Origin of the sequence: Streptomyces sp. NPDC093600 (assembly GCF_044764755.1) — a bacterium.
Taxonomy (GTDB): domain Bacteria; phylum Actinomycetota; class Actinomycetes; order Streptomycetales; family Streptomycetaceae; genus Streptomyces.
On sequence record NZ_JBIWIU010000003.1, the window covers coordinates 180714 to 200584 of the forward strand.

General features: G+C 67.3%; 11 protein-coding genes and 3 pseudogenes. 9 read left to right on the plus strand and 5 right to left on the minus strand.

The window, feature by feature from the left end:
* Window positions 1-54: 54 nt before the first annotated feature.
* Window positions 55-884: pseudogene (locus tag ACIRB4_RS10790) on the minus strand (IS5 family transposase).
* Window positions 885-1824: 940 nt separating this feature from the next.
* On the minus strand, window positions 1825-1947 hold the full coding sequence (locus ACIRB4_RS10795) for a hypothetical protein (RefSeq protein WP_403289866.1): 123 nt from the start codon (window positions 1945-1947) through the stop codon (window positions 1825-1827).
* 942 nt (window positions 1948-2889) lie between these two features.
* Here ACIRB4_RS10795 and ACIRB4_RS10800 point away from each other — a divergent pair.
* From ACIRB4_RS10800 to ACIRB4_RS10830, 7 genes and pseudogenes are all read left to right on the plus strand, one after another.
* Window positions 2890-3843 carry an IS481 family transposase gene (locus ACIRB4_RS10800; protein ID WP_403289867.1) on the plus strand — a complete coding sequence of 318 codons (954 nt, stop codon included), beginning with the start codon at window positions 2890-2892 and terminating at the stop codon, window positions 3841-3843.
* 937 nt (window positions 3844-4780) lie between these two features.
* Complete coding sequence (locus ACIRB4_RS10805) at window positions 4781-4924, plus strand: zinc-binding dehydrogenase (RefSeq protein WP_403289868.1); 144 nt, start codon at window positions 4781-4783, stop codon at window positions 4922-4924.
* 386 nt (window positions 4925-5310) lie between these two features.
* Window positions 5311-5922 (plus strand): hypothetical protein, encoded by a 612-nt coding sequence (locus ACIRB4_RS10810; RefSeq protein WP_403289869.1) that lies wholly within the window; start codon window positions 5311-5313, stop codon window positions 5920-5922.
* The gene (locus ACIRB4_RS10815) at window positions 5879-6442 is read left to right on the plus strand and encodes a tyrosine-type recombinase/integrase (protein ID WP_403289870.1); all 564 of its coding nucleotides are present in this window, start codon (window positions 5879-5881) and stop codon (window positions 6440-6442) included. The genes ACIRB4_RS10810 and ACIRB4_RS10815 overlap by 44 nt, the downstream gene beginning before the upstream one ends.
* Before the next feature lie 269 nt (window positions 6443-6711).
* Window positions 6712-11223 carry a hypothetical protein gene (locus ACIRB4_RS10820; RefSeq protein ID WP_403289871.1) on the plus strand — a complete coding sequence of 1504 codons (4512 nt, stop codon included), beginning with the start codon at window positions 6712-6714 and terminating at the stop codon, window positions 11221-11223.
* 98 nt (window positions 11224-11321) lie between these two features.
* Window positions 11322-11823, plus strand: a pseudogene (locus ACIRB4_RS10825) (IS5 family transposase); the annotation flags it as partial.
* A 2-nt stretch (window positions 11824-11825) separates the two neighbouring features.
* Window positions 11826-12131: pseudogene (locus ACIRB4_RS10830) on the plus strand (transposase); the annotation flags it as partial.
* On the opposite strand, the gene ACIRB4_RS10835 reads toward ACIRB4_RS10830, so the two are convergent.
* Entirely contained in the window at window positions 12125-13627 is a 1503-nt protein-coding gene (locus ACIRB4_RS10835; RefSeq protein ID WP_403289872.1) for a PLP-dependent aminotransferase family protein, read from the minus strand. The pseudogene ACIRB4_RS10830 and the gene ACIRB4_RS10835 sit on opposite strands and share 7 nt — an antisense overlap.
* A gap of 151 nt (window positions 13628-13778) precedes the next feature.
* Here ACIRB4_RS10835 and ACIRB4_RS10840 point away from each other — a divergent pair, with 151 nt between their 5' ends.
* Together ACIRB4_RS10840 and ACIRB4_RS10845 are read left to right on the plus strand one after the other, a co-directional pair.
* Entirely contained in the window at window positions 13779-14942 is a 1164-nt protein-coding gene (locus ACIRB4_RS10840; protein WP_403289874.1) for a monodechloroaminopyrrolnitrin synthase PrnB family protein, read from the plus strand.
* Window positions 14943-14964: 22 nt separating this feature from the next.
* Entirely contained in the window at window positions 14965-16122 is a 1158-nt protein-coding gene (locus ACIRB4_RS10845; protein ID WP_403289875.1) for an aminotransferase class V-fold PLP-dependent enzyme, read from the plus strand.
* 452 nt (window positions 16123-16574) lie between these two features.
* Here the strand turns inward: ACIRB4_RS10845 and ACIRB4_RS10850 are convergent, their stop codons facing one another.
* Both ACIRB4_RS10850 and ACIRB4_RS10855 read right to left on the minus strand, forming a co-directional pair.
* Window positions 16575-18017 (minus strand): alkaline phosphatase PhoX, encoded by a 1443-nt coding sequence (locus ACIRB4_RS10850; RefSeq protein WP_403289876.1) that lies wholly within the window; start codon window positions 18015-18017, stop codon window positions 16575-16577.
* A 268-nt stretch (window positions 18018-18285) separates the two neighbouring features.
* Window positions 18286-19788: a carboxylesterase/lipase family protein gene (locus ACIRB4_RS10855; protein ID WP_403289877.1), complete on the minus strand. Its 1503-nt coding sequence runs from the start codon at window positions 19786-19788 to the stop codon at window positions 18286-18288.
* Window positions 19789-19871: the final 83 nt, after the last annotated feature.

A 19871-nucleotide genomic window follows, 5' to 3' on the forward strand; every position in this document is an offset into this window, starting at 1 on the left:
CCCTGCCCGCGCGGGAACCAGAGGAGCAGCAGGGCTAGGTTCTGTCGTCAAATGTCACGCCCACATCAGGAGTGAGGCGAGGGTGACGGCTGTTTCGTAGGACTCGGTCGTCTTGTCGTAGCGGGTGGCGATCCCGCGCCATTGCTTCAAGCGGTTGAAGCACCGTTCTACGACGTTGTGGTGCTTGTAGACCTCGCGGTCGAAGGCCGGCGGGCGGCCACCTTGGCTGCCTTTTCGGGCCCGGTTGCGGACCTGGTCGGCCCGCTCGGGAATCGTGTGGGCGATTCCGTGACGCCGCAGCCAGGTGCGGATCGCTTTCGAGCTGTAGCCCTTGTCGCCCAGGACGTGATCGGGCCGGTTCCGAGGCCGTCCCGGCCCGATGCGAGGCACCCGGATCGCTTCCATCACGGTGGTGAACCGGGTGCAGTCGTTGGTGTTGCCGCCCGTCACGATGAAAGCGAGCGGGCGGCCCCGGCCGTCACAGGCCAGATGGATCTTGCTGGTCAGCCCGCCTCGGGACCGGCCGAGGGCCGGGTCGCGGAGCCCCCTTTTCGGGCTCCGGCCGCATGCTGGTGGGCGCGGACGATCGTGGAGTCGACCGACACCAGCCAGTCGATGTCGCCCGCCGCGTCGGCTTTCGCCTGGGCGGCCCGCAGCATTCGCTCGAACGTCCCGTCCGCCGCCCACCTGCGGAAACGGGTGTGGAGCGTCGCCCAAGGGCCATACCGGTCGGGCACGTCCCGCCAGGCGGTCCCGGTCCGGAACTTCCACACGATTCCGTTCAGGACCCTGCGGTCGTCCAGCCGTTTCCGTCCCCGCAACGACACGGGCAGCAGCGGCCGGACGAACTCCAACTCGGCATCGGACAGTTCATGGCGACATATCACGACACCATGATCCACCACCCGAGATTATGCGAAGACACCCCCTAGGACGATCGGGTGCGGAACACCCCTGCTCGCGCGGGGATCACCACGTCGTGCACCTGGCCGACGACCCCCACACCGGAACACCCCCGCTCGCGCGGGGACCACGCACCAACCTGCACAGTGGGCAGGGCCACCGCCGGAACACCCCCGCTCGCGCGGGGACCACGCCGAACAGTAAGTAACGGGGAGGCAGAGACCCGGAACACCCCCGCTCGGCGGTCCCTACAACCGCCGGGGCGGAACACCCCCGCTCGCACGGGGACCACGCTCTCAGCACGGCCTCGTGCATCGGGACGCCCGGAACACCCCCGTTCGCGCAGGGACCACGACGCCCCGGACGGCCACGATCGGAGCACCGCCGGAACACCCCCGCTCGTGCGGGGGCCACTCTGTGCTGCCGGAGGGGCGGGACTGGATCGGCGGAGCACCCCCGCTCGCGCGGGGACCACGCTTCCTTGGCCGCCCAGTACATTAGGAAGTCCGGAACACCCCCGCTCACGCGGGGAGCGGATGGCCTGTGAACCGTTGTTCCTGAGCACCGACGGAACACCCCTGCTCGCACAGGGACCGGTTGATGCCGGACCAAAGGCCCCGCACGACGTCCGGAACACCCCGCTTAGGCGGGGACCAACAGATCAGGGTCGAGCTGGCGTAGTAGAGCTGCGTAGCAACCCCCGCTCGCACGGGGACCGATACACGGTGCGCGCCGACCGCCACGCCTGCCCCGGAACGCCCCCGCTCGCGCGTGAATCGGGACGAGGACCTGGTGGCCGCTGGGGCCCGCACCAGAACGCCCCCACTTGAGCGAGGAACGGATGTCCATGCGCGCTGCCTGGCCGCACATCGCCGGAACACCCCCGCTTGCGTGGTGACCGGAGGATCATTTGTTCAGTTCTCAAGGTACGGAGGCGGAATGCCCACGCTGGCGCGGGAACCAGGCCCGCTCCAGGGTGTACTCGACCGCCTTTTCGGAGCACCCCTGCTCGCGCGGGGATCGGTCGTTCAATGCGGTGGTCATGGCAGCATCGTAAGGAGCACCCCCGCTCTCGGGGGTCCGGCAGGATGCCTGGTCGATACCTGCGTCCGCACCGGAACACCCTTGCTGGCGCGGGGACCACACGAACTCGCGGAGCAGGGGCTCGATGAAGATCGGAACACCCCCCGCCCGCGCGGGGACCACTACGTCGAACACGCCGACACCGCGCGCATCGTCGGACCACCCCCGCTCGCGCGGGGACCACGCTGCCGATGACGCGGAGTGCCGGGCGGCTGACGGAACACCCCCGCTCGCGCAGAGACCCCAGCGGACCTCGGCGGCGACGACGAGGACCGGAACACCCCCGCTCGCGCGGGGACCACACGGACCGGGCCTGGTCCGTCCGGCCCCCCTTCGGAAGACCCCCGCTCGCGCGGGGACCACGGCTGGTACCGATTTGTTCGGTCCGACACGATCGGAACACCCCCGCTCGCGCGGGGACCACGCCGGCACCCCCGGCCCCGCCCGCTTCACGGCCGGAACACCCCCGCTCGCGCGGGACCACGACGACATGCCGATCATCTGGAACCCTGCCGACGGAACACCCTCGCTCGCGTGGGGACCACGCCGAGGACGCCGAGACCTACCCCATCGCCCACGGAACACCCCCGCTCGCGCGGGGATCACGGATCGTGGAACACGAACCACGCCTTCTCCGACGGAACATCTCCGCTCGCGCGGGGACCACGCGATGCCGTACTCCTCCTCCAGGTCCCGCTCCGGAACACCCCCGCTCGCGCGGGGACCACCGGCGCGTCCGTCATGTCGATCGTTGCCCCGGCGGAACACCCCCGCTCGCGCTAGGTGTTCTGTCCGGGGAGGTTGTGGACGGGTGATGCAGGTCTCGGCTGAGGCGACTTGAATGGGTGAGGGCCTTCCGGGTTCGGTGTGGATTGCGACGTCTACACCGACCGAAAGGCCCTCGTGGTCCACCGTAATGCACCCCTGACCGAGACCGGACGCCTGTGCCTGGCCCGCTGTGTGGTCGAGGACGGCTGGCCGCTGCGCCGGGCCGCGGAACGCTTCCAGGTCTCGCCGACCACGGCCCAGCGGTGGGCGGACCGTTACCGGCGGCTGGGCGAGGCCGGGATGACCGACCGGTCGTCCCGCCCGCACACCAGCCCGCGCCGGACGCCCACGCGGACCGAACGCCGGATCATCAAAGTCCGGATCCTGCGGCGGTGGGGCCCGGCCCGCATCGCCCACCATCTGGGCCTGGTCCCCTCGACCGTCCACCGGGTGCTGACCCGGTTCGGCCTGGCCCGGCTCACGCACCTGGACCGCGCCACCGGGGCCGTCATACGCCGCTACGAACGCAACCGCCCCGGTGAGCTGGTCCACGTGGACATCAAGAAACTCGGCAACATCCCCGACGGCGGCGGTCACAAGGCCCTCGGCCGCCAGGCCGGCCGCAAGACCCGCAAGAACGCCGGCTACAGCTACCTCCACACCGCCGTCGACGACCACTCCCGCCTCGCCTACAGCGAGATCCTCGCCGACGAGAAGAAGGAGACCGCCACCGCCTTCTGGACCCGCGCACACACCTACTTCACCAGCGTCGGGATTACCGTCGAACGCGTCCTGACCGACAACGGCGCCTGCTACAAGTCCCACACCTGGCGCGACATGCTGACGGCGGCAGGGATCACCCACAAGCGAACCCGGCCCTACCGGCCCCAGACCAACGGCAAGGTCGAACGCCTCAACCGCACCCTGCTCGACGAGTGGGCCTACGCCCGCCCCTACACCTCAGAGCAGGAACGACGCGACGCGTTCCCGCAATGGCTGCACTCCTACAATCACCACCGCGGACACACCGCACTCGCAGGCAAACCACCCGCCAGCCGCGTCCCCAACCTCACAGGGCAATACAGCTAGGGCCACTGCACCACCGTGGACGGCCAGCCGTTCACCGCCGGAACACACCCGCTTGCGCGGGGACCACTCCGACCCGGGTCCCGACTTCCCTTGGGATTACGGAACACCCCCGCTTGCGCGGGGACCACTCATCCAGGCCGAGGACCCCGAAAGGGGGCGTCCGGAACACCCCGCTCGCGCGGGGAGCAGAAGGACGGTGCGCCGCGATGAGCGCCCGGATCTGGAACACCCCCGCTTGCACGGGGACTACGTGGACAGGTCCTTGGTGGAGGCGGTCAGCACCGGAACACCCCCGCTTGCACGGGGACCACGTGGACAGGTCCTTGGTGGAGGCGGTCAGCACCGGAACACCCCCGCTCGCGCGGGGACCACGCTGCCAAGCAGGCGGCCGGGCTGCAGGAGTACGGAACACCCCCGCTCGCGGGGACCACACCCGGCTGCGGGCCATCGCCGCCGGCTTCGACGGAACACCCCCGCTCGCGCAGGGACCGGATCAGGGCCTCCGTGGTCACGTGGGCCAGCGCCAGAACACCCTTGCTCGCGGGGGGACCGGAGGATCATTTGTTCAGTTCTCAAGGTACGGAGGCGGAATGCCCACGCTGGCGCGGGAGCCAGACCCGCTCCAGGGTGTACTCGACCGCCCTCTTCGGAGCACCCCGCTCGTGCGGGGGCGTTCAATACGGCGGACACGCAGCATCGTACGGAGCGCACCGACAGCGAGGGTGTCGACCTCGTCCTGGACCATGCCGGAGGCCGAACCGTCGCCGAGTGCCTGCCGGCCACCAGTGTCGACGGCAGTGTGGTCAACATCGGCCGCCTGGACCGGGCCGAGTCCGGCGTCGACCTGGACGTCCTGTCGTACCGGCACCTGCGTGTCCGTGGGGTGTCCTTCGGATTCTCCCGGCCCGAGTAGCTCGGTGCCGTCCTCTCCGGGGCGGTGAGTGCGCTCGCGCCCGCTCTCCTCGACGGCAGGGTGCAGCCGCTGATCGACAGCAGATACGACTTCCGCACCGCCTACGAGGCCGTGCGGAGGCTCGCTTCTCACCAGGCACTCGGGAAGATTGTCCTGGCAGTGCCCTGAGGGGGAAGGGCGGGACGTAACCCTCGCACGCTCGGTTGGGAAGGTCTCCGACCTGGGTGATGGCTCATCAGGTAAGTCAGCATGAGGCGCCGGGCGTTCCCGGAGGATTGCCTGAACAGGCGTCGGCGGCGGCGCGAAAGTCCAGGTGGGGCCCGTATCGCGGGACCGGAGCGATGTTCCTCACAAACATCGGACGGGGGCGCCGGTGTACAGTCGACACCGCCCTTGACCTGCAGAAAGCAGGCAGGGAGCCGTCCTCAGGGAGTCCAAAGTGCTGCGTACTCTTTCTCCAAGATCTAGCATTTAGACGTCTGCGCAGGTCAGGGGCATGATAGAGGCTCCTCAGGTCAGCAAAAGGTCAGCATGCGTCGCAGCCTTGGCTCCGCTTGCTGACCTTCCGCCTCTGCGCAGCTCCTGTGCATGAATGTGACTGCGCCAAGCCCACCCGCTGCCCGCACCCGTACACGATTCGCTTCAGGGACGCGCTCGGCAAGCAGCGCGAGGAGTCCGGGTACGACACGCAGGACGACGCGATCGAGCGCCTCACGGCGATCTACGCAGAGAAGAAGAGCACGGCGCCATCCGTCGCCGAAGCCCGCCGTGAGCTGGGCCAGCAGAGGGTTGAGGAATACGCGAAGCAGTGGCGACCGCGGCAGCGCAAGATGACGGAGTACTCCACGGGCGAGCACGTCGATAGCTCGATCAATGTGCACATAGTCCCCCGACTCGGATCACGAAAGCTGAACTCCGTTACGCCGATCGTTGTCGAGCGCTTCCTGGACGAATTGGAGGCCGACAAGGTCGGTCGCGGAAATCAGGTGAATATATTCCGCACCCTCAAGGCCATCTTGCGAGACGCTTATGGCAAGGGCGCCATGGCAGACGACCCGGGTGAAGGGTGTCCAAGAGCCGGAGTACGTTCGCCAGAAGGTGGTTATCCCGTCCCTCACCTACGTGAAGAAGGCGCTGACTGTGGCCGACGACGATCTCGCGCTTGAGATCGTCATGATGGTCGGCTGCGGCCTGCGCAACGGTGAGGCCCGGGCGGTGAACGTCAACAATATTGCGGCGGACGACGTCTACAGGGTGCACGAGCAGATTCACTCCAACACGCACAAGCCGGCGAAGCTGAAGCACCGCAAGGCGGGCGAGTTCAGGGAGGTTCCACTCCCACGCTCCGTGAAGGAGGCGTTGGAGCGCTACGAGGAGCAGCACGGCACCACCAAGGACGGCTACCTTCTGCGCGGCCCGAGCGGCTACTACACGGAGCCGATGGAACGCCGTCGTGTGCAGAGACTCTTCAAGGACCTCCCCGCGGAGAACGGCGTCGGTATGTACAGCTTCCGGCACTATTTCGCCTCGAACGCGCTCGGGAGCGGCATACCCATCACCGACGTCGCCGAATGGATGGGGCACAAGTCCATCGAGGAGACGTATCGAACCTACCGGCACCTGATGCCGGGGAGCATCACCAAGGCCGCCCGCATTCTGGATGCCGGCCTCTGGGAAGCAGCCTGATTCGTCCCGGGCGCGTACCCGCTCCTCAGTCTGGCTGGGCCACCGACGGAGGGGCCGCTCGTGTGGGGGTTGATCAGTGGGTGGTGGCGGGGTGCAAGCTGCCACGAGCCCAGGGTTTGGCGGCCCGGATGGCCGTCACCGTGTCCGGTCCTGCTCCACGGCGGAGAGCCCCAGCATGTGGCCGCTGCTCAGCTTGATCGCAGGGCCGCTCAAGGGTCAGCACAGGGCCGACAGAGGTGCTTGTCAGTGGGCGCTGAGAGGATGGGGGAGTGGCAGGCTATGTGTTTGGCTTTGAGGTTCCTCGGGTGTGCAGGGTGCGCGGGGAACGTGCCGCCGCCGAAGATCTGATCCCGCAGGTCGCCGAGGCGTTCCGTGCGGATGATGATCACGTGGTCAGGGAGGCCGGGCGGCTTCGGGAGGGAGCCCTGGCGCTTCCCTCTGTGGTCGCGGCGGCGGGCGCGATGATCGTGCTGGGGGAGCCGGGCGCCGGGAAGACTTCCGTGCTGACACAGCTCACAGATCGGCTGCCCCGCGTCGTCGTCGATGCTTGGGACGGAGACTCCGACGCGTGCCTCTGGGTGACGGGTGGTGACCTTACCGAGCTCTCCTACCAGGAGGAGCTCGGAAACCATCTTGCCTCCTTGCCTCCGGAGGGAGACGCCACCGGGTGTGGTGGAGTTCTGACGGTAGTCCTGGACCAGGCTGATGAGAGCCCACTTCTGCCGTACCTGCCGAGGCGGTTGAGAAGGTCGCTCAGTGGCCGGGATCTCAGCCGGGTTCGGTTTCTCATGGCCTGTCGCACGGCCGACTATCCGGCGACGCTGACGCCTGTGCTGTCCGAGGCTTTCGGTGCCTGTCGGTGCGTTGATCTCGCTCCGTTGAGTCGGCAGGAGGCTGTGGCGCTGGCTGACAGCGCCGGCGTGCCGGGTGAAGACTTGGTGGCGGCGGCTGAGGCGGCGGGTGCCGCCGCGCTGGCCGGCGTACCGCTGACCTTGGAACTGCTGGTCATGACCTACCGGGCTGACGGCCAGCTGCACGGGCTGCCAGAAGAGTTGTTTGCTCGCGGTGTGGCACGGCTTGCTGAAGACCGCGACGCTCGCAGACTTAAGAAGTCCCTGATCACCACGGCCCCGCAGCGCCTGGCGGTAGCGGGACGCGTGGCCGCGTGGATGCTGCTGTCCGGCCACCGTACCGTTTGGCGCGGTGCCACCTTCGAGGCCGGCACATACGATCTGGCGGGCGAGATACTGGCGGGTGGAAAGGAGCGAACCGCTTCTGGTCCGTTCGGGGTGACGCCCCAGGTGGTAGAGGAATGCCTGGCTACCGCGCTGTTCACAGCACCGGACGACGACAGGATGGCTTTCCGGCATTCTTCCGTAGCGGCCTATCTCGCTGCCCGGTACCTGACCGATCGGAAGACCACGCCGCGGCAGCTGGAGAACCTCTTCCTGATCGGCTCACCGGACGGAGAGACGGCAACAATCCCAGCACCTCTGCGGGAGACTGCCGCCTGGTTGGTGGCCATGAAGCCCTCTGCCAGCAGCTGGCTGGCAACCGCCGATCCGGAAAGCCTGGCGGTTCACAGCGCTCTGGTTCGTTCCGACGAGGTCCGCCGACTGACCGTGAGCAGGCTGCTGGAACGTGCAGCACAGGTCGAACTGAGCGACACAAGATGGCAACTCTCTCGCTGGGACCTGCGCCATCCTGGGCTCGCTGACCAGCTCGCCGACGTGCTGGAGACGACCCCCGGCGAAGGTGCGGCCGACTGGCAGACCACAGCGCGAATCCGCCTGGCGATCCAGCTGGCCCAGGAGGCTGGCACGGCTCACCCCAGGTTGGCTGATGGGCTGCTGCGGCTGGTGAGGAACGACGCGTGGCACCAGACGGAACGTCGTCTGGCGGCGCGCGCCGCGTTCACGTGTGACCCAGACCGTGCCGCGCCTGTCCTCGCTGGGACTCTCGACTCGCTATCCGATCTCTCCTACGCCGAGCGTGTGGACCCCGAGCATGAGTTGCGAGGCACCCTGCTGAGCCTGCTCTGGCCGCACCATCTGGACGCCGCGACGATGCTGGCCGCCCTTCGCCCCCCGTCCCCAGACCTATACGGCAACTTCGCCCACTTCTTGAGGACCATGCCCCGGGAGTGCAGAGACCAGGATCTGCCCGATCTCCTGGCTTGGGCACATAGAGCGATCCTCCAGCCGGACAGTGGCTACGTCTTCACTCATGACCGCTTCGAGATCTCGCTAATCAATGGAGTGATCGATCGTGCGCTCCGGGCCCCGGACGCGGCTCAGTACACGGACACCTTGGCGAAGATCATCATCTGCCTACTCCGTGATCACCACAAGGTCGAGGTCCCGGACTGCCTGCAACCCGACGAGCACGGGCACGAAACCCAGGAGACTCAATCACTGCGCAGGCTTCTGACCCAAGCCCTCGTCACGGAAGCCGTGCGGGCAGACTTCGACCCGCGGGAGGCGGCTTGCCTGATCGCGTACGACTGGGAACGCCGCCCATCGCTGCGGCTCGACGGACCCTCGGCCCCCGAGCCAGCTATCCGTCACCAGCTCGTGGATCGGAAGGACTTCCCATGGATGCTGGAGCGGACAAGCCAGGCAGCGGCGTCCGACGACGAGGCGCACATCCAGGTCTACGGCGAGCTGGCCTCCTGCACGTTTCCTCCCGACGACCACCATGCGTTCGAACTGGCCTATGACGACAAGCACCCGGCTTGGCCATATGTACGTTCCTTCTACGAGGCGATATCCCTCGACAGCCGTCTCGCTCAGGCGCTGCGCCGCAACCACAGCGTCGGCAAGAAGCATTGGCCGGAAGCAGCGGATTTCATGGCCGAGCAAGTGCGACTCCTCGGTGAGGCTAGGAAGGGGGACAACGACAGTCTGTGGCAGTTCGTCTGGGGCCTACGGGTGGACCCGCGGACGGGAAAGCTGGTGCAGGACGCATCCGACGCCATGTCAACCTGGCCGGGTGCCGTAGCCCTCGACGACGATCTGATGGACCTCCCTGAGCTAGCCCTTCGCTATCTCACAACCGAACATGACCGCGCGGATTCCTGGCTGCAACACTCGCGCCGCAACAAGTGCTCATGGGCCGGATACGCCCTTCTGACCGAGCTCCACCGAACAAACCGCCTGTTCGAACTGCCCGACTCGGTGTGGGGCTCGTGGACCGCCGCCATACTCACCGAGTACCTGGGCATGTCGACGAGCTACATGGAACCCGCACGGGTGGACCTGCTGCGTCTGGCAGCCCGTCACGCCCCTGAATCTTTGGCTCTGCGCGTCGCCCAGGCGGCTCACGCCGCGCTCACGGCAGGCCAACAGCCCATCGAACTCAACCCCGTCGACCCGCGCTGGGCCTTGGAACTGCGCACGGCCCTAGAGCACCTCGCCACTGAACTCTCCACCTGCCTCCGGCTCGTGCCCGAGTCGACGGGCAAGGGCGAGACAGGCTCACCAACAAGCGAAGACCTGCCCATACGCCTGCCCGAGAGAGATGAGGCACGTGAGGCCGCGCTGCGGACCTGGCACAGCACCCTGGCCTCTCTCCTCACCACCGACAGCAGGACCGTGCACGGCATCATTGACAGCATCCTCGACGCGCCCCGGGAAACTCCGCTTACCACACGAGTCGCAGCCCTCGCCGCCCAGGCCCTGGTGACCGCAGACGCTGACGCGTACTGGCCACGCGTCAAGGCATTGACGGCAACGGACGCGGAGCTCGGCCGCAGACTGGCCGAAGCGTGCGCCAGGACTGAGACGGAGCGAATTCAAAGCTCCCTCAGTGAGGCCGGTGTTGCGGACTTGTACCTCTGGCTCAGCGGCCTGTACGACCCCGAGGGGGACCGGCCCCTTCGCGGCGCGCGCTGGATCGACGCTGATGAGCGAGCCCGAGAATGGAGAGACCGCCTGCTCCCTGAGCTAAGCCGACGAGCCACGGCTGAGGCGGTCCATCAACTGCGCCAACTCGCGACCCAGTACCCCAATCGACTGGCCATCGCCGCAGCACTCGTCGCGGCGACCAAGCAACATGCCGCTGCGACCTGGAGTCAAGTGCGCGCAGAGGACGTGATACGGCTCCTGGAGGATCCAGCGCGACGCGTCATCCGCACCAGCACGGACCTCTTGGACATGGTGCAGGAGGCCCTTGAGGACATGAGTCAGGACCTTCCCGCACACTGCGAACTGCTATGGGACCGTACACCGGGGAAGACTCCTCGAAAGCCGTCGGCAGACAACCCAGCAATCCCCGACGTCTGGCGCCCCAAACCCGAAGCAGCCCTGTGTGCCTACCTCACGCACGAGCTGAGTCTGAGGCTGGCCGGTCACCGCGTCGCGATCAACCGTGAGGTGCTGATCCACCCCACCGATCCATACGGTGCCGGCGACCGCACTGACCTCCTCATCGAGGCGCTGCTCTCACCGGGTGACGACCCCAACATCGCTTCGAGGGAGTCCATAAAACTGGTCATCGAGGTCAAGGGATCCTGGAACGATGAAGTTCCCACGGCTCAAAAAGAACAGCTGGTGGGCAGGTATCTACCCGAAGCCGGGACGGACGCAGGCATCTACATCGTTGGCTGGTATCCCATCGATCTTTGGACTGCCACAGGGGACAGCCGTAAGACCCGGGCGAGGAAGCTCCAGCCTGACCAGCTGCTGGTCGATCTGTTGGACCAGGCGGCGATCCTCTCCCAGGCAGGCCATGTTCACGTTCGGCCCATGGTGATCAATGTTCCGCGCCCCCACAAGCAGTAGGTGCGATCGCGCAGACCGGTGTACCGCTCCCCAGCTTGGACAGTAGGCGGGGCTCTGCTGAGACTCGATCGGGGCTTCCCAGAGCTTGCGCAGACCGGGTCTGGGCCCGTCTGCACCGGGTCCTCCTGGACGAACTCGGCGCAAGCGGCGAGCTGGTCTGTCGCGGTTCGCCGTTGACTCGGTCAGCGTTCGGGCCCTCAAAGGGGGCTCCTGACCGGACCGAATCCGACCGACCGCGGCAAGAACGGATCGAAAATCCACCTCGTCACCGACCGGTCCGGCCTGTCGGTCGCCGTGGCCGTCTCCGCAGCCAACGCCCACGACAGCCTCGCACTGCAGCCCCTGATCGCCTCGATACGCCCGGTCCGCAGCCGACGCGGACCACGCCGACGACACCCGGACAAACTCCACGGCGACAAGGGCTACGACTACCCCTACCTGCGGAGATGGCTTCGCACCCGCGGCATCACACCCTGCATCGCACGCCGAGGCCAGGACAGCTCGCAACGTCTGGGGCACCACCGCTGGGTCATCGAACGCACGATGTCCTGGCTCGGCGCCTACCGCCGACTCCACCGCCGCTACGAGCGCAAGCCCACCCGGCGATCGTCCGGCTCTGGGAGAACGCGTGGGAGGAATTCCCCCCGGTACCTCCGCTCAGACACCAAGATCGGTCGCATCGTCTGCACCACGAACGCGATCGAGTTCGTCAACGCCAGGATCCGGAGGGCGGTCACGGTCCGCGGCCACTTCCCCAACGAGACCACCGCCCTGAAGTGCATCTGCATGGCCGCCATGTCGCTGGACCCTACCGGCAAGGGCCAGGACCGCTGGGCATACGCTGGAACACCACCCTGAACGCCTTCGACATCACCTTCGACGGCCGACTCTCCCCATCCCGTCAGTGAGGCCCCTTGGCCTGGGTGCTGGCACCGTCTGCCACCGCAGGATCCGCAGACAGTACCTGCCGCACCGTGGCGGCGATGCGATCCGCGGCATCCCGTAGTCGGCCGGCCGGATGGGAGGCGTAGCCCACGACGAGGCCAGGGGGACCCGGGCACACGCGGTGCCACGAAAGCGGGTGGGTGAGGACACCGGCACGCCGAACTCGGTCGGCAAGCACGGTGTCCTCAACCGCACCGTTGAGATCGGGAAAGGTGATCAGAAGGTGCAGACCGGCAGCGACCCCCTGGACATCGATCGTGGGGAGCGCCCTCCGCAGGGACGTGAGGAATACGTCCCGCCGTGCTCTGTAGCGGCTGCGGGTAAGGCGGATGTGCCGGTCGAGGTCGCCCTTCGCCGTCAGATGCGCGAGTACGAGTTGGGGCAGCGCTGGGCAGCCGAGATCGCTCGCGTGTTTTGCGTCGATCAGTTCCTCTTGCATGCTTCGTGGAGCGATCAGCCAGCCCAGCCGCATGCCCGGGGCCAGCGTCTTGGAGATGCTGCCGGCATGGGCGACGTGCTCAGGAGCCGAGGCTTGCAGGGCGGGCACCGGTGCTCGGTCGTAACGGTGCTCGGCGTCGTAGTCGTCTTCGATGACAAGGGCGCCATTCCCGGCCCACTCCATGAGCTCCCGGCGTCGCCGCGGCGCCAGGACCACGCCCGTCGGGAACTGGTGCGCGGGTGTGAGAAGCGCGGCACGCAGACCGGTGCGCGCCAACTCAGTCACGCGCATCCCCTCTTCGTCCACTGGAACCGGCACTGGTCTGAGGCCCCAGTGGGCCAGTCCTTCGCGCGCCCCTCGAGATCCCGGATCTTCCACAGCGATCTCAGAGATGCCGGAAAGCCGAAGGGTCTGGGCGAGAAGGGCCAGGGCTTGCGCGACTCCGTTGACGATGATGATGTCATCGACGTCGGCGCGGACTCCGCGTGTGCGCCCAAGCCACCCGGCCAGTTCCTGCCGGAGCTCTCGAGAGCCTCGGGGATCGCCGTAGGCGAGGTCAGCTGCAGTGGCCCTGCCGAGTACCTCTCGCTCCGCGCGAAGCCAGGCGGCACGGGGGAACGCTGAAAGGTCGGGCACGCCCGGGGACAGGTCCGTGTCCACCAGTGCGTCCGCCGGCGGCAGGGGCAGGCGCGGGACCCCGGTCGCGGGCCGGAGCCGTCGCTCCGTCGGCGCAGGCCGGGGTGCGGGCGCCGGCAGCGCACTGACGACGGTGCCCGCACCGACTCGCGCAGTGATCAGCCCCTCTTCGGCCAGCCGCCGGTACGCCTCGATCACCACACCGCGCGAGATGCCGAGATCACCCGCCAGGAGACGTGTGGCAGGCAGACGCATACCGTCCTTCAGGCGCCCGTCGGCGATCGCCGTACGCACGGCCTCCACCAACCAGCCAGTCAGCCCCTTGGCGGGAGCTGAAGCGGACCGCAACTGGAGGAAGTCGGCTCCCTCGCCACTTTCGCCCACTGCCACATCCTCTGATTGGTCCGGTTAGCAGGCAGCCCAATGGTACTGGTGACCGAGCCATTCGGGTGATCACCATGGGTGTGAGCACCACTCGGGGGCTGGTCCGTCCGCACCGGCGCCCGGTGACCGATGGCTATGGAGGTTACGTCCGGTGAGCAGTGCCGTTGCCGACTTCGACCGGTGGATCAGGAATGACTTCGCCCATCTCAATACGGAATTGGAGGAGGCATATTTCGCGGCCAGGACACAGATCCTGCTCGATTGCGCGGAACTCGACGGCATCAAACAGCGGCTCATGCGGGAAGGTGCGGAACTGGCTCGCCGGATCACCGATAGCCGCGCCATGCCCCAGGATCCGCACATGCGTTACGAACTGCTGGGTTCTGTGGGTTACTACCTTGGCGCGTGTCGTCGTCACGAGATTGACGGGGCACAGGCCGCCGCGTGGCCGCTCGCCCGCCTCCTCGGTTCGTCACTGGGTGTCGCGCCCAGATTCGTCTTCGCCCACCAGGCGTTCTACAACCGAGCCGTCCGTGACCGGTTCCGTACCTTCACCTCACTCGAGGACGAACGAACCTTCATCACGTACAACGCGCTGGCCGCCCTTGCCTACCAGCGGACGGCGACCTCGCTCGGGCGCATTTCGCAACTCGGGGTGTCCAGTCCGTTGGCGGCATACCTGCTCCAGGACGCGCTGACAGGTCTCGACGAAGTGCTGCATTTCAGCAAGGTGCTGAGCAAGCAACTGGACACCGAACGATTCTTCTTCAACATCAGGCCGTACTTCAAGCCGTACCGCGTCGGCGGTGTCGAGTACCGAGGCGCGAACGCCGGTGACTTCGCGGCGATCAACTCCATAGACGTACTGCTCGGTCTCTGCTCGCCGTATGACCCCTTCTACCAAGCGGTACTGGCGGAGAAGTACCCCTACATGCCGCCCGAGGAGCAGGCGTTGCTGCGAACGACCACCGCAACCGAGCCACTGCTGGACGCCTTCATTCGGGAGTCAGCGGACGGCCCCCTTACGCCACAACTGCGCGACAACGCCGATCTTTTCCTCTCCGTGTGCCGGCGGTTTGGAGCCGCCTATGCGTTCCACCATCATCAGCTCGTCGGGCCGTTCCTGAAAGAACCGGCCACCTACGCCCCACCGGAACAGCAGAGCGACCTGACAGCAAGCGGGCCCCCGCTGGACGTGGTGATCGAGAACTTGTCCCGGCTGAGCGACCTGCGTGCCGCCCGTCCACGGCCAGGTGCGACGAGCGCGAGGGCCTCGCTCGACAAGCTGCGGGAGTTGCTCGATGCCACTGCCTGAGCCTGAGGATTCGAAGCGACTGATGTCTGTTGATGCCGAGCAGTTCCGGTCCAACTTCCCCGTACTTGAGAGGAAGACCTACTTCGCGACATGCAGCCAGGGCGCCCTTTCCGACGCGCTGACGGGGGCACTCACCGAGTTCCAGAGCAGCCTTGTCGAGTTCGGTGCCCCCTGGCCTCAGTGGACCCGGCGAGTCGAGGAGGCCCGCAGCCGCTTCGCGTCTTTGATCGGGGCCCGTGCCGATGAGATCGCGCTGGTGTCCTGCGCCTCGGAGGGCGCCTATCAGGTGGTCTCGGGAATCGACTGGTCACCGGGAGACAGCGTGGTCACCACTCTGGTCGAGTTCCCCTCGATCGCGCACGTGTGGCTGGCTCAGAGGGCTCGTGGCGCACGGGTGAAGTTCGCTGCGGCCCCCGACGGATTCACTACGGTCGAGGAGTACGAGAGGGCAATCGACCACACCACCCGTCTGGTCTCGGTTCCCTTGATCGGCTACCGCAACGGACATCGGCTCCCAGTGAGGCAGATCACCGCCCTCGCACGCGAGCGAGGGGCGCAGGTCTTCGTCGACGCGTATCAAGGAGCGGGTGTCGAGCCCATCGATGTCCGCGAATTGGACTGCGACTACCTCGTCACTGGCTCGTTGAAGTACCTGCTGGGCATACCGGGGGTGGCCTTCCTGTACGTGCGGAAAGGGACACGCCGGGACCTCGAACCGCAGCTCACCGGTTGGTTCGGACGCGTCGACCCGTTCTGCTTCGACCCGCGGCAGCTCGACTTCGCCCCGGCCGCGAGGCGCTATGAGACCGGCACGCCTCCCATACCGGCCGTGTACGGTGCGGTCGCCGGCATGCGGCTGCTCTCCCTGGTCAGCCCTCATGCGGTTGCCTCTCATGTCAGTGCGCTGACCGGGCACCTTCAGACGGAATTGACAGCGATGGGCGAGCACATCGGTTCACCCTTCCCGGCTGATGAGCGCGGCCCACAGGTCGCTCTCCGCGATGACCACCCTGACCGGATGGCCTCCTTCCTGTCGGAGCGGCACATCGTCGCCAGCCCCCGTGCGGACGTTCTGCGCCTCGCGGTGCACTACTACACCAGCGAGGCGGATGTGCGTGCGCTTCTACGCGGCATCACCGACTACCGGGCACAGTACGGGCTCAGCGCCGCTCGCCCGTGAAGACCATCTACCGCCGTGCCGCCGGTCGCATCGCCCGGTGCAGCGGGTGAAACCGGGCTACCGGGATCGCTGCTTGGGATTTCGTCTCCGCGAGGGCATGAAGTGACACGCCGAGCTTCCGATCGAGGCCACGTTCGCACAGAGCAAGGCCACCAGCACCTTCCCCGCGACGACATAGCCGCAGGCCGCCTCACCTCCCACCTGCCCGCCCACGACGGATGGACCACCGTCACGGTGCCCGCGGCTGACGCGTGGTGGTAGCCGGGCAGATGCGGCGTTGGGCGCGGTCGCGGGTCGCTCAACAAGGTGAAGGCGTCGGGCGGCGGAGGTCGAGGATCCGGATGAGGCGGCTGTCGGCACGACCGAGCGTGGTTTCGAAGGTTATGAGGTCCTTCCGAGGCAGGTCGGGTTCCGGCGGTCGGAGCGGACCGCCGGAACTCTCTGGTCATGGGCTACAGCCAGGGGCCTCGTATGGCGATGGTGCAGCCGGCCTTGGACTGTACGTTGACGTAGAGGGTGTGCCCGTCGGGGTCGAAGGTGGACCCGGCGAACTCCGCGTCCGGGTCACCTGCGACCGGAGCCAGCCGCGCAATGTCGAACAGGGCACCCCCCGCGGTGAGACCGCGCAGGTAGTTCTCCTCTTCGCCGTCCTCGCAGAGAATGAGGGTGCCACGTGGGCTAACGGCGATGTTGTCAGGCATGTCCAGGACGGAAGAGTGCGGCGACTGGTACACCAGGCGGAGGCGTTGGTGACGGATGTCGTATGCCCACACCTGCCCGCGGCCCGCTCCGAACGCAGAAAGCCCGCCCGGGCCGGGGGGGAATTCATCGCCCGGAGCTGCGTCGCCGCCCTGCGTGGAGACAAAATAGACGGAGCCGTCCTGGTAGACCGCGCCCTCCAGCCGGGAGAAGACCGCAGCGCCCTTGGCCTGGCCCTCTCGGCTGACGGTAGGGGCAGCGTCGAACCACGTGGCGCCGGGCGCGAACGTGGGGTCGGGGTCGTCGATGTCGACCCAGCTGACCTCATAGACAGCGCCCTTGGGCTGTCCCAGCTGGAGCTGCGCCCGGGGTGTCCCCGCGACAGCGAGCATCTGCAGACGACCACCGTCGAGGACCCGGCCGGCGCGCATCGGATGGACCGGCGGGAGGTAGCGGTAGAACCCGGACGGGAACAGGGGGTTGTCCTCCGTCAGGTACAGCGCGCCGCCGATGGGGTCGAAGCAGACGGACTCGTGCTGGAACCGGCCTGCCGCGCGGACCGGCTCGTTGGAGGAGGCTCCGCGCAGGGGGACCTCGAATATGTAGCCGTGCTTCTTCTTCAGCTTGCTGTTGTCCGCACCAGGTACCGGGCTCTTCACGTCGGGTCCGTCGACGGTCTCCTCGGCGCTGACCCACGCACCCCATGGCATCGGTCCACCCGAGCAATTCATGATCGTTCCGTTCAGGCTGATCCGCTGATCGGCCAGACGGCCGTGCCGATTGACGGTCAACGTCGTGGTGCCGCCCCCGCCGAGAGAGTCGTAGGCATGCGACAGGTCGCCGAACGCGCCTGGTGTGCCGGGAACCTCGTGGTTGCGAACCAGGACGGTGGTGCCGCCCCAGCCCCGGAAGGCGGCCATGCCGTCGGGGCGGGCGGGTGCGGGGTAGCCGTCGTCCATCGGGTCGCCTACTGCGGAGAAGGAGCGGTAGCTGAACCCGTCCGGCAGGTGCAGGCGCACCTGCCCGTCGCGGTCGTCAGCCACTGGCTTGAGCGGCCCGAGCGCAGGTGTGGCGGGCGCATGGCCGGAGCCGGTCGCCGCTTCGGCGGTGGCCACCAAGCCGTGAAAGGGGCCTGCGGCGAAGGCGGCGCCGCCGGTGACCACGGCGGTGGCGGTCAGAAACTCTCTTCGTTCCACTAAGTTCTCCTGACTGATTCTCGGTTGGCTGAAGCCGTGTTCCGATGAGAGGCGCGGGCTTGGACGCGTGCCCGCCCGTGGATGCGGCGTCTACTTCACGGCTCGGGGAATCTCGGCCTCGCTGATGGGGGCAGTTCCGGCGGGGGCGCCGAGGGGGCAGAAATGCTGGGCAGATAAGGCAAAGCCACTCTCAAGGGCTGCCCCCTGCTGCGGAAGCTCCGCTGCAGCACCGACCGCACCTCGGCATCGTGAAGGCCGATCTCGTCCGTCACCACGCCTCAACCTGCGGTTGAAGGCGCAGTGCTCGAATTGCTTTCAAGGGGTCGTCGGCCATTCTTTGGTCCGTGCCGAAGATCATGGTCGGGTGCGTGTTGGCTTCAAACGGAGCCCAGACGCTGCCAGGGGTGCCGCTCCGGGCGAAGGTTGCCCATGCTGCGCTCATCGCGCGAGCGAGGTCCAAGGGCGGCCGAGGGCCGGTAAACGTCTCGACTCCTGGCTGGTCGAGGTTGTCGAAGACGAAGGGGAGCTCCAGGGAATGGCAGGCGCCGAGGTCCGCGTTACCTGCTGTGGAGCGCCAAGTGAACAGGTAGAGCCACACGTTCGGGTTGTGTGACACATGGGCTTCGGCGAGCCGTGCGGTAGGAGCTCTGAACATCTGCTCCCCCGTTATGGCAGCCAGCAGCGCCAGCGGACTGGGGTCGTTCTCTGTTGCCCGGAAGGCTTCGAGCGCGTTGTGCGGATCCGCGTAGACGGCACCAAACAGGTTGAGCAGCGAAGCGTCGTCGATGGCCGGCGCGTCCGGACCGAGGAGGAACAGACGCCCCTCCTCCAGATTGGTTCCCAGGACAAGTGGGATGTCAGCGGCCACTCCGTTCTCGATCGCTTCGATGGGTGCCTGCGGTAGGACTGCGCCATCGATGACCGGGGCGAAGGGAAGCCCCATCCCTTCGCCCCGGGCGCGCATTGCCTCGCTCACGGACTGCTGTGCCTCCAGCAGTCGTGCCGCCGGGACGTCCAGGAGCTTGTCCGCCTCGTCTTCGGCGATGGACAGCGCGGTCAGGATCTCGCGGGTCACCGCGGTCGCGTGGTCCGGCCCGAGCACGTATTCGGCGCTTCCGCTCTGGGTGATTGCCTTGTGGAAGAGCCCGGCGGCGGCGGGTATCGCCATGAGTGAGACGACGCTCATCGCTCCGGCCGACTGGCCGAAGACGGTGACATTGCCGGGGTCTCCACCGAACGCGGAGATGTTGTCACGGACCCACTCCAGTGCGGCGATCTGGTCGAGCAGTCCGAGGTTCCCGGACTGCTCGTACCCCTCGCCCAGCAGCTGCGCGAGGTAGAGAAATCCGAGTGCGCCCAGTCGGTAGTTGAGCGTAACGACGACCACGTCGTGCTGCTGGGCAAGGCGGCTTCCGTCGAAGACGGTGTCGCGTCCCGACCCGGTGAGGAACGCACCTCCGTGCAGCCACACCATGACGGGGCGCGCCTCGCCGTGAGGACTCGGTGTCCAGGTGTTGAGGGTGAGGCAGGACGCTTCGTCGGTGGGGAACGGCGGCTGGCCGAACATGGCCTCAAGCAGGACATCATGCGGCTGAGGGGCAGCGGGTCCGTAGTCTGTTGCCGGGCGTACGGCGTCCCAGGGATCGGGTGGGCTGGGCGGCTGAAAGCGGAGCGGCCCGACTGGGGGCGCGGCGTAGGGGATTCCTTTGAAAGCGACTCCGTGTTCACTCGTGGAGCCCTTCACCGGCCCGTACACCGTGTGGGTGATCATTAGGAGCCTCCTGAGGCGGGACGGGGCGAAGTGCGAGGCGGGCCGGAGGTCTGGGTCCGGCCCGCCGCTGGATGGCGTGGCGC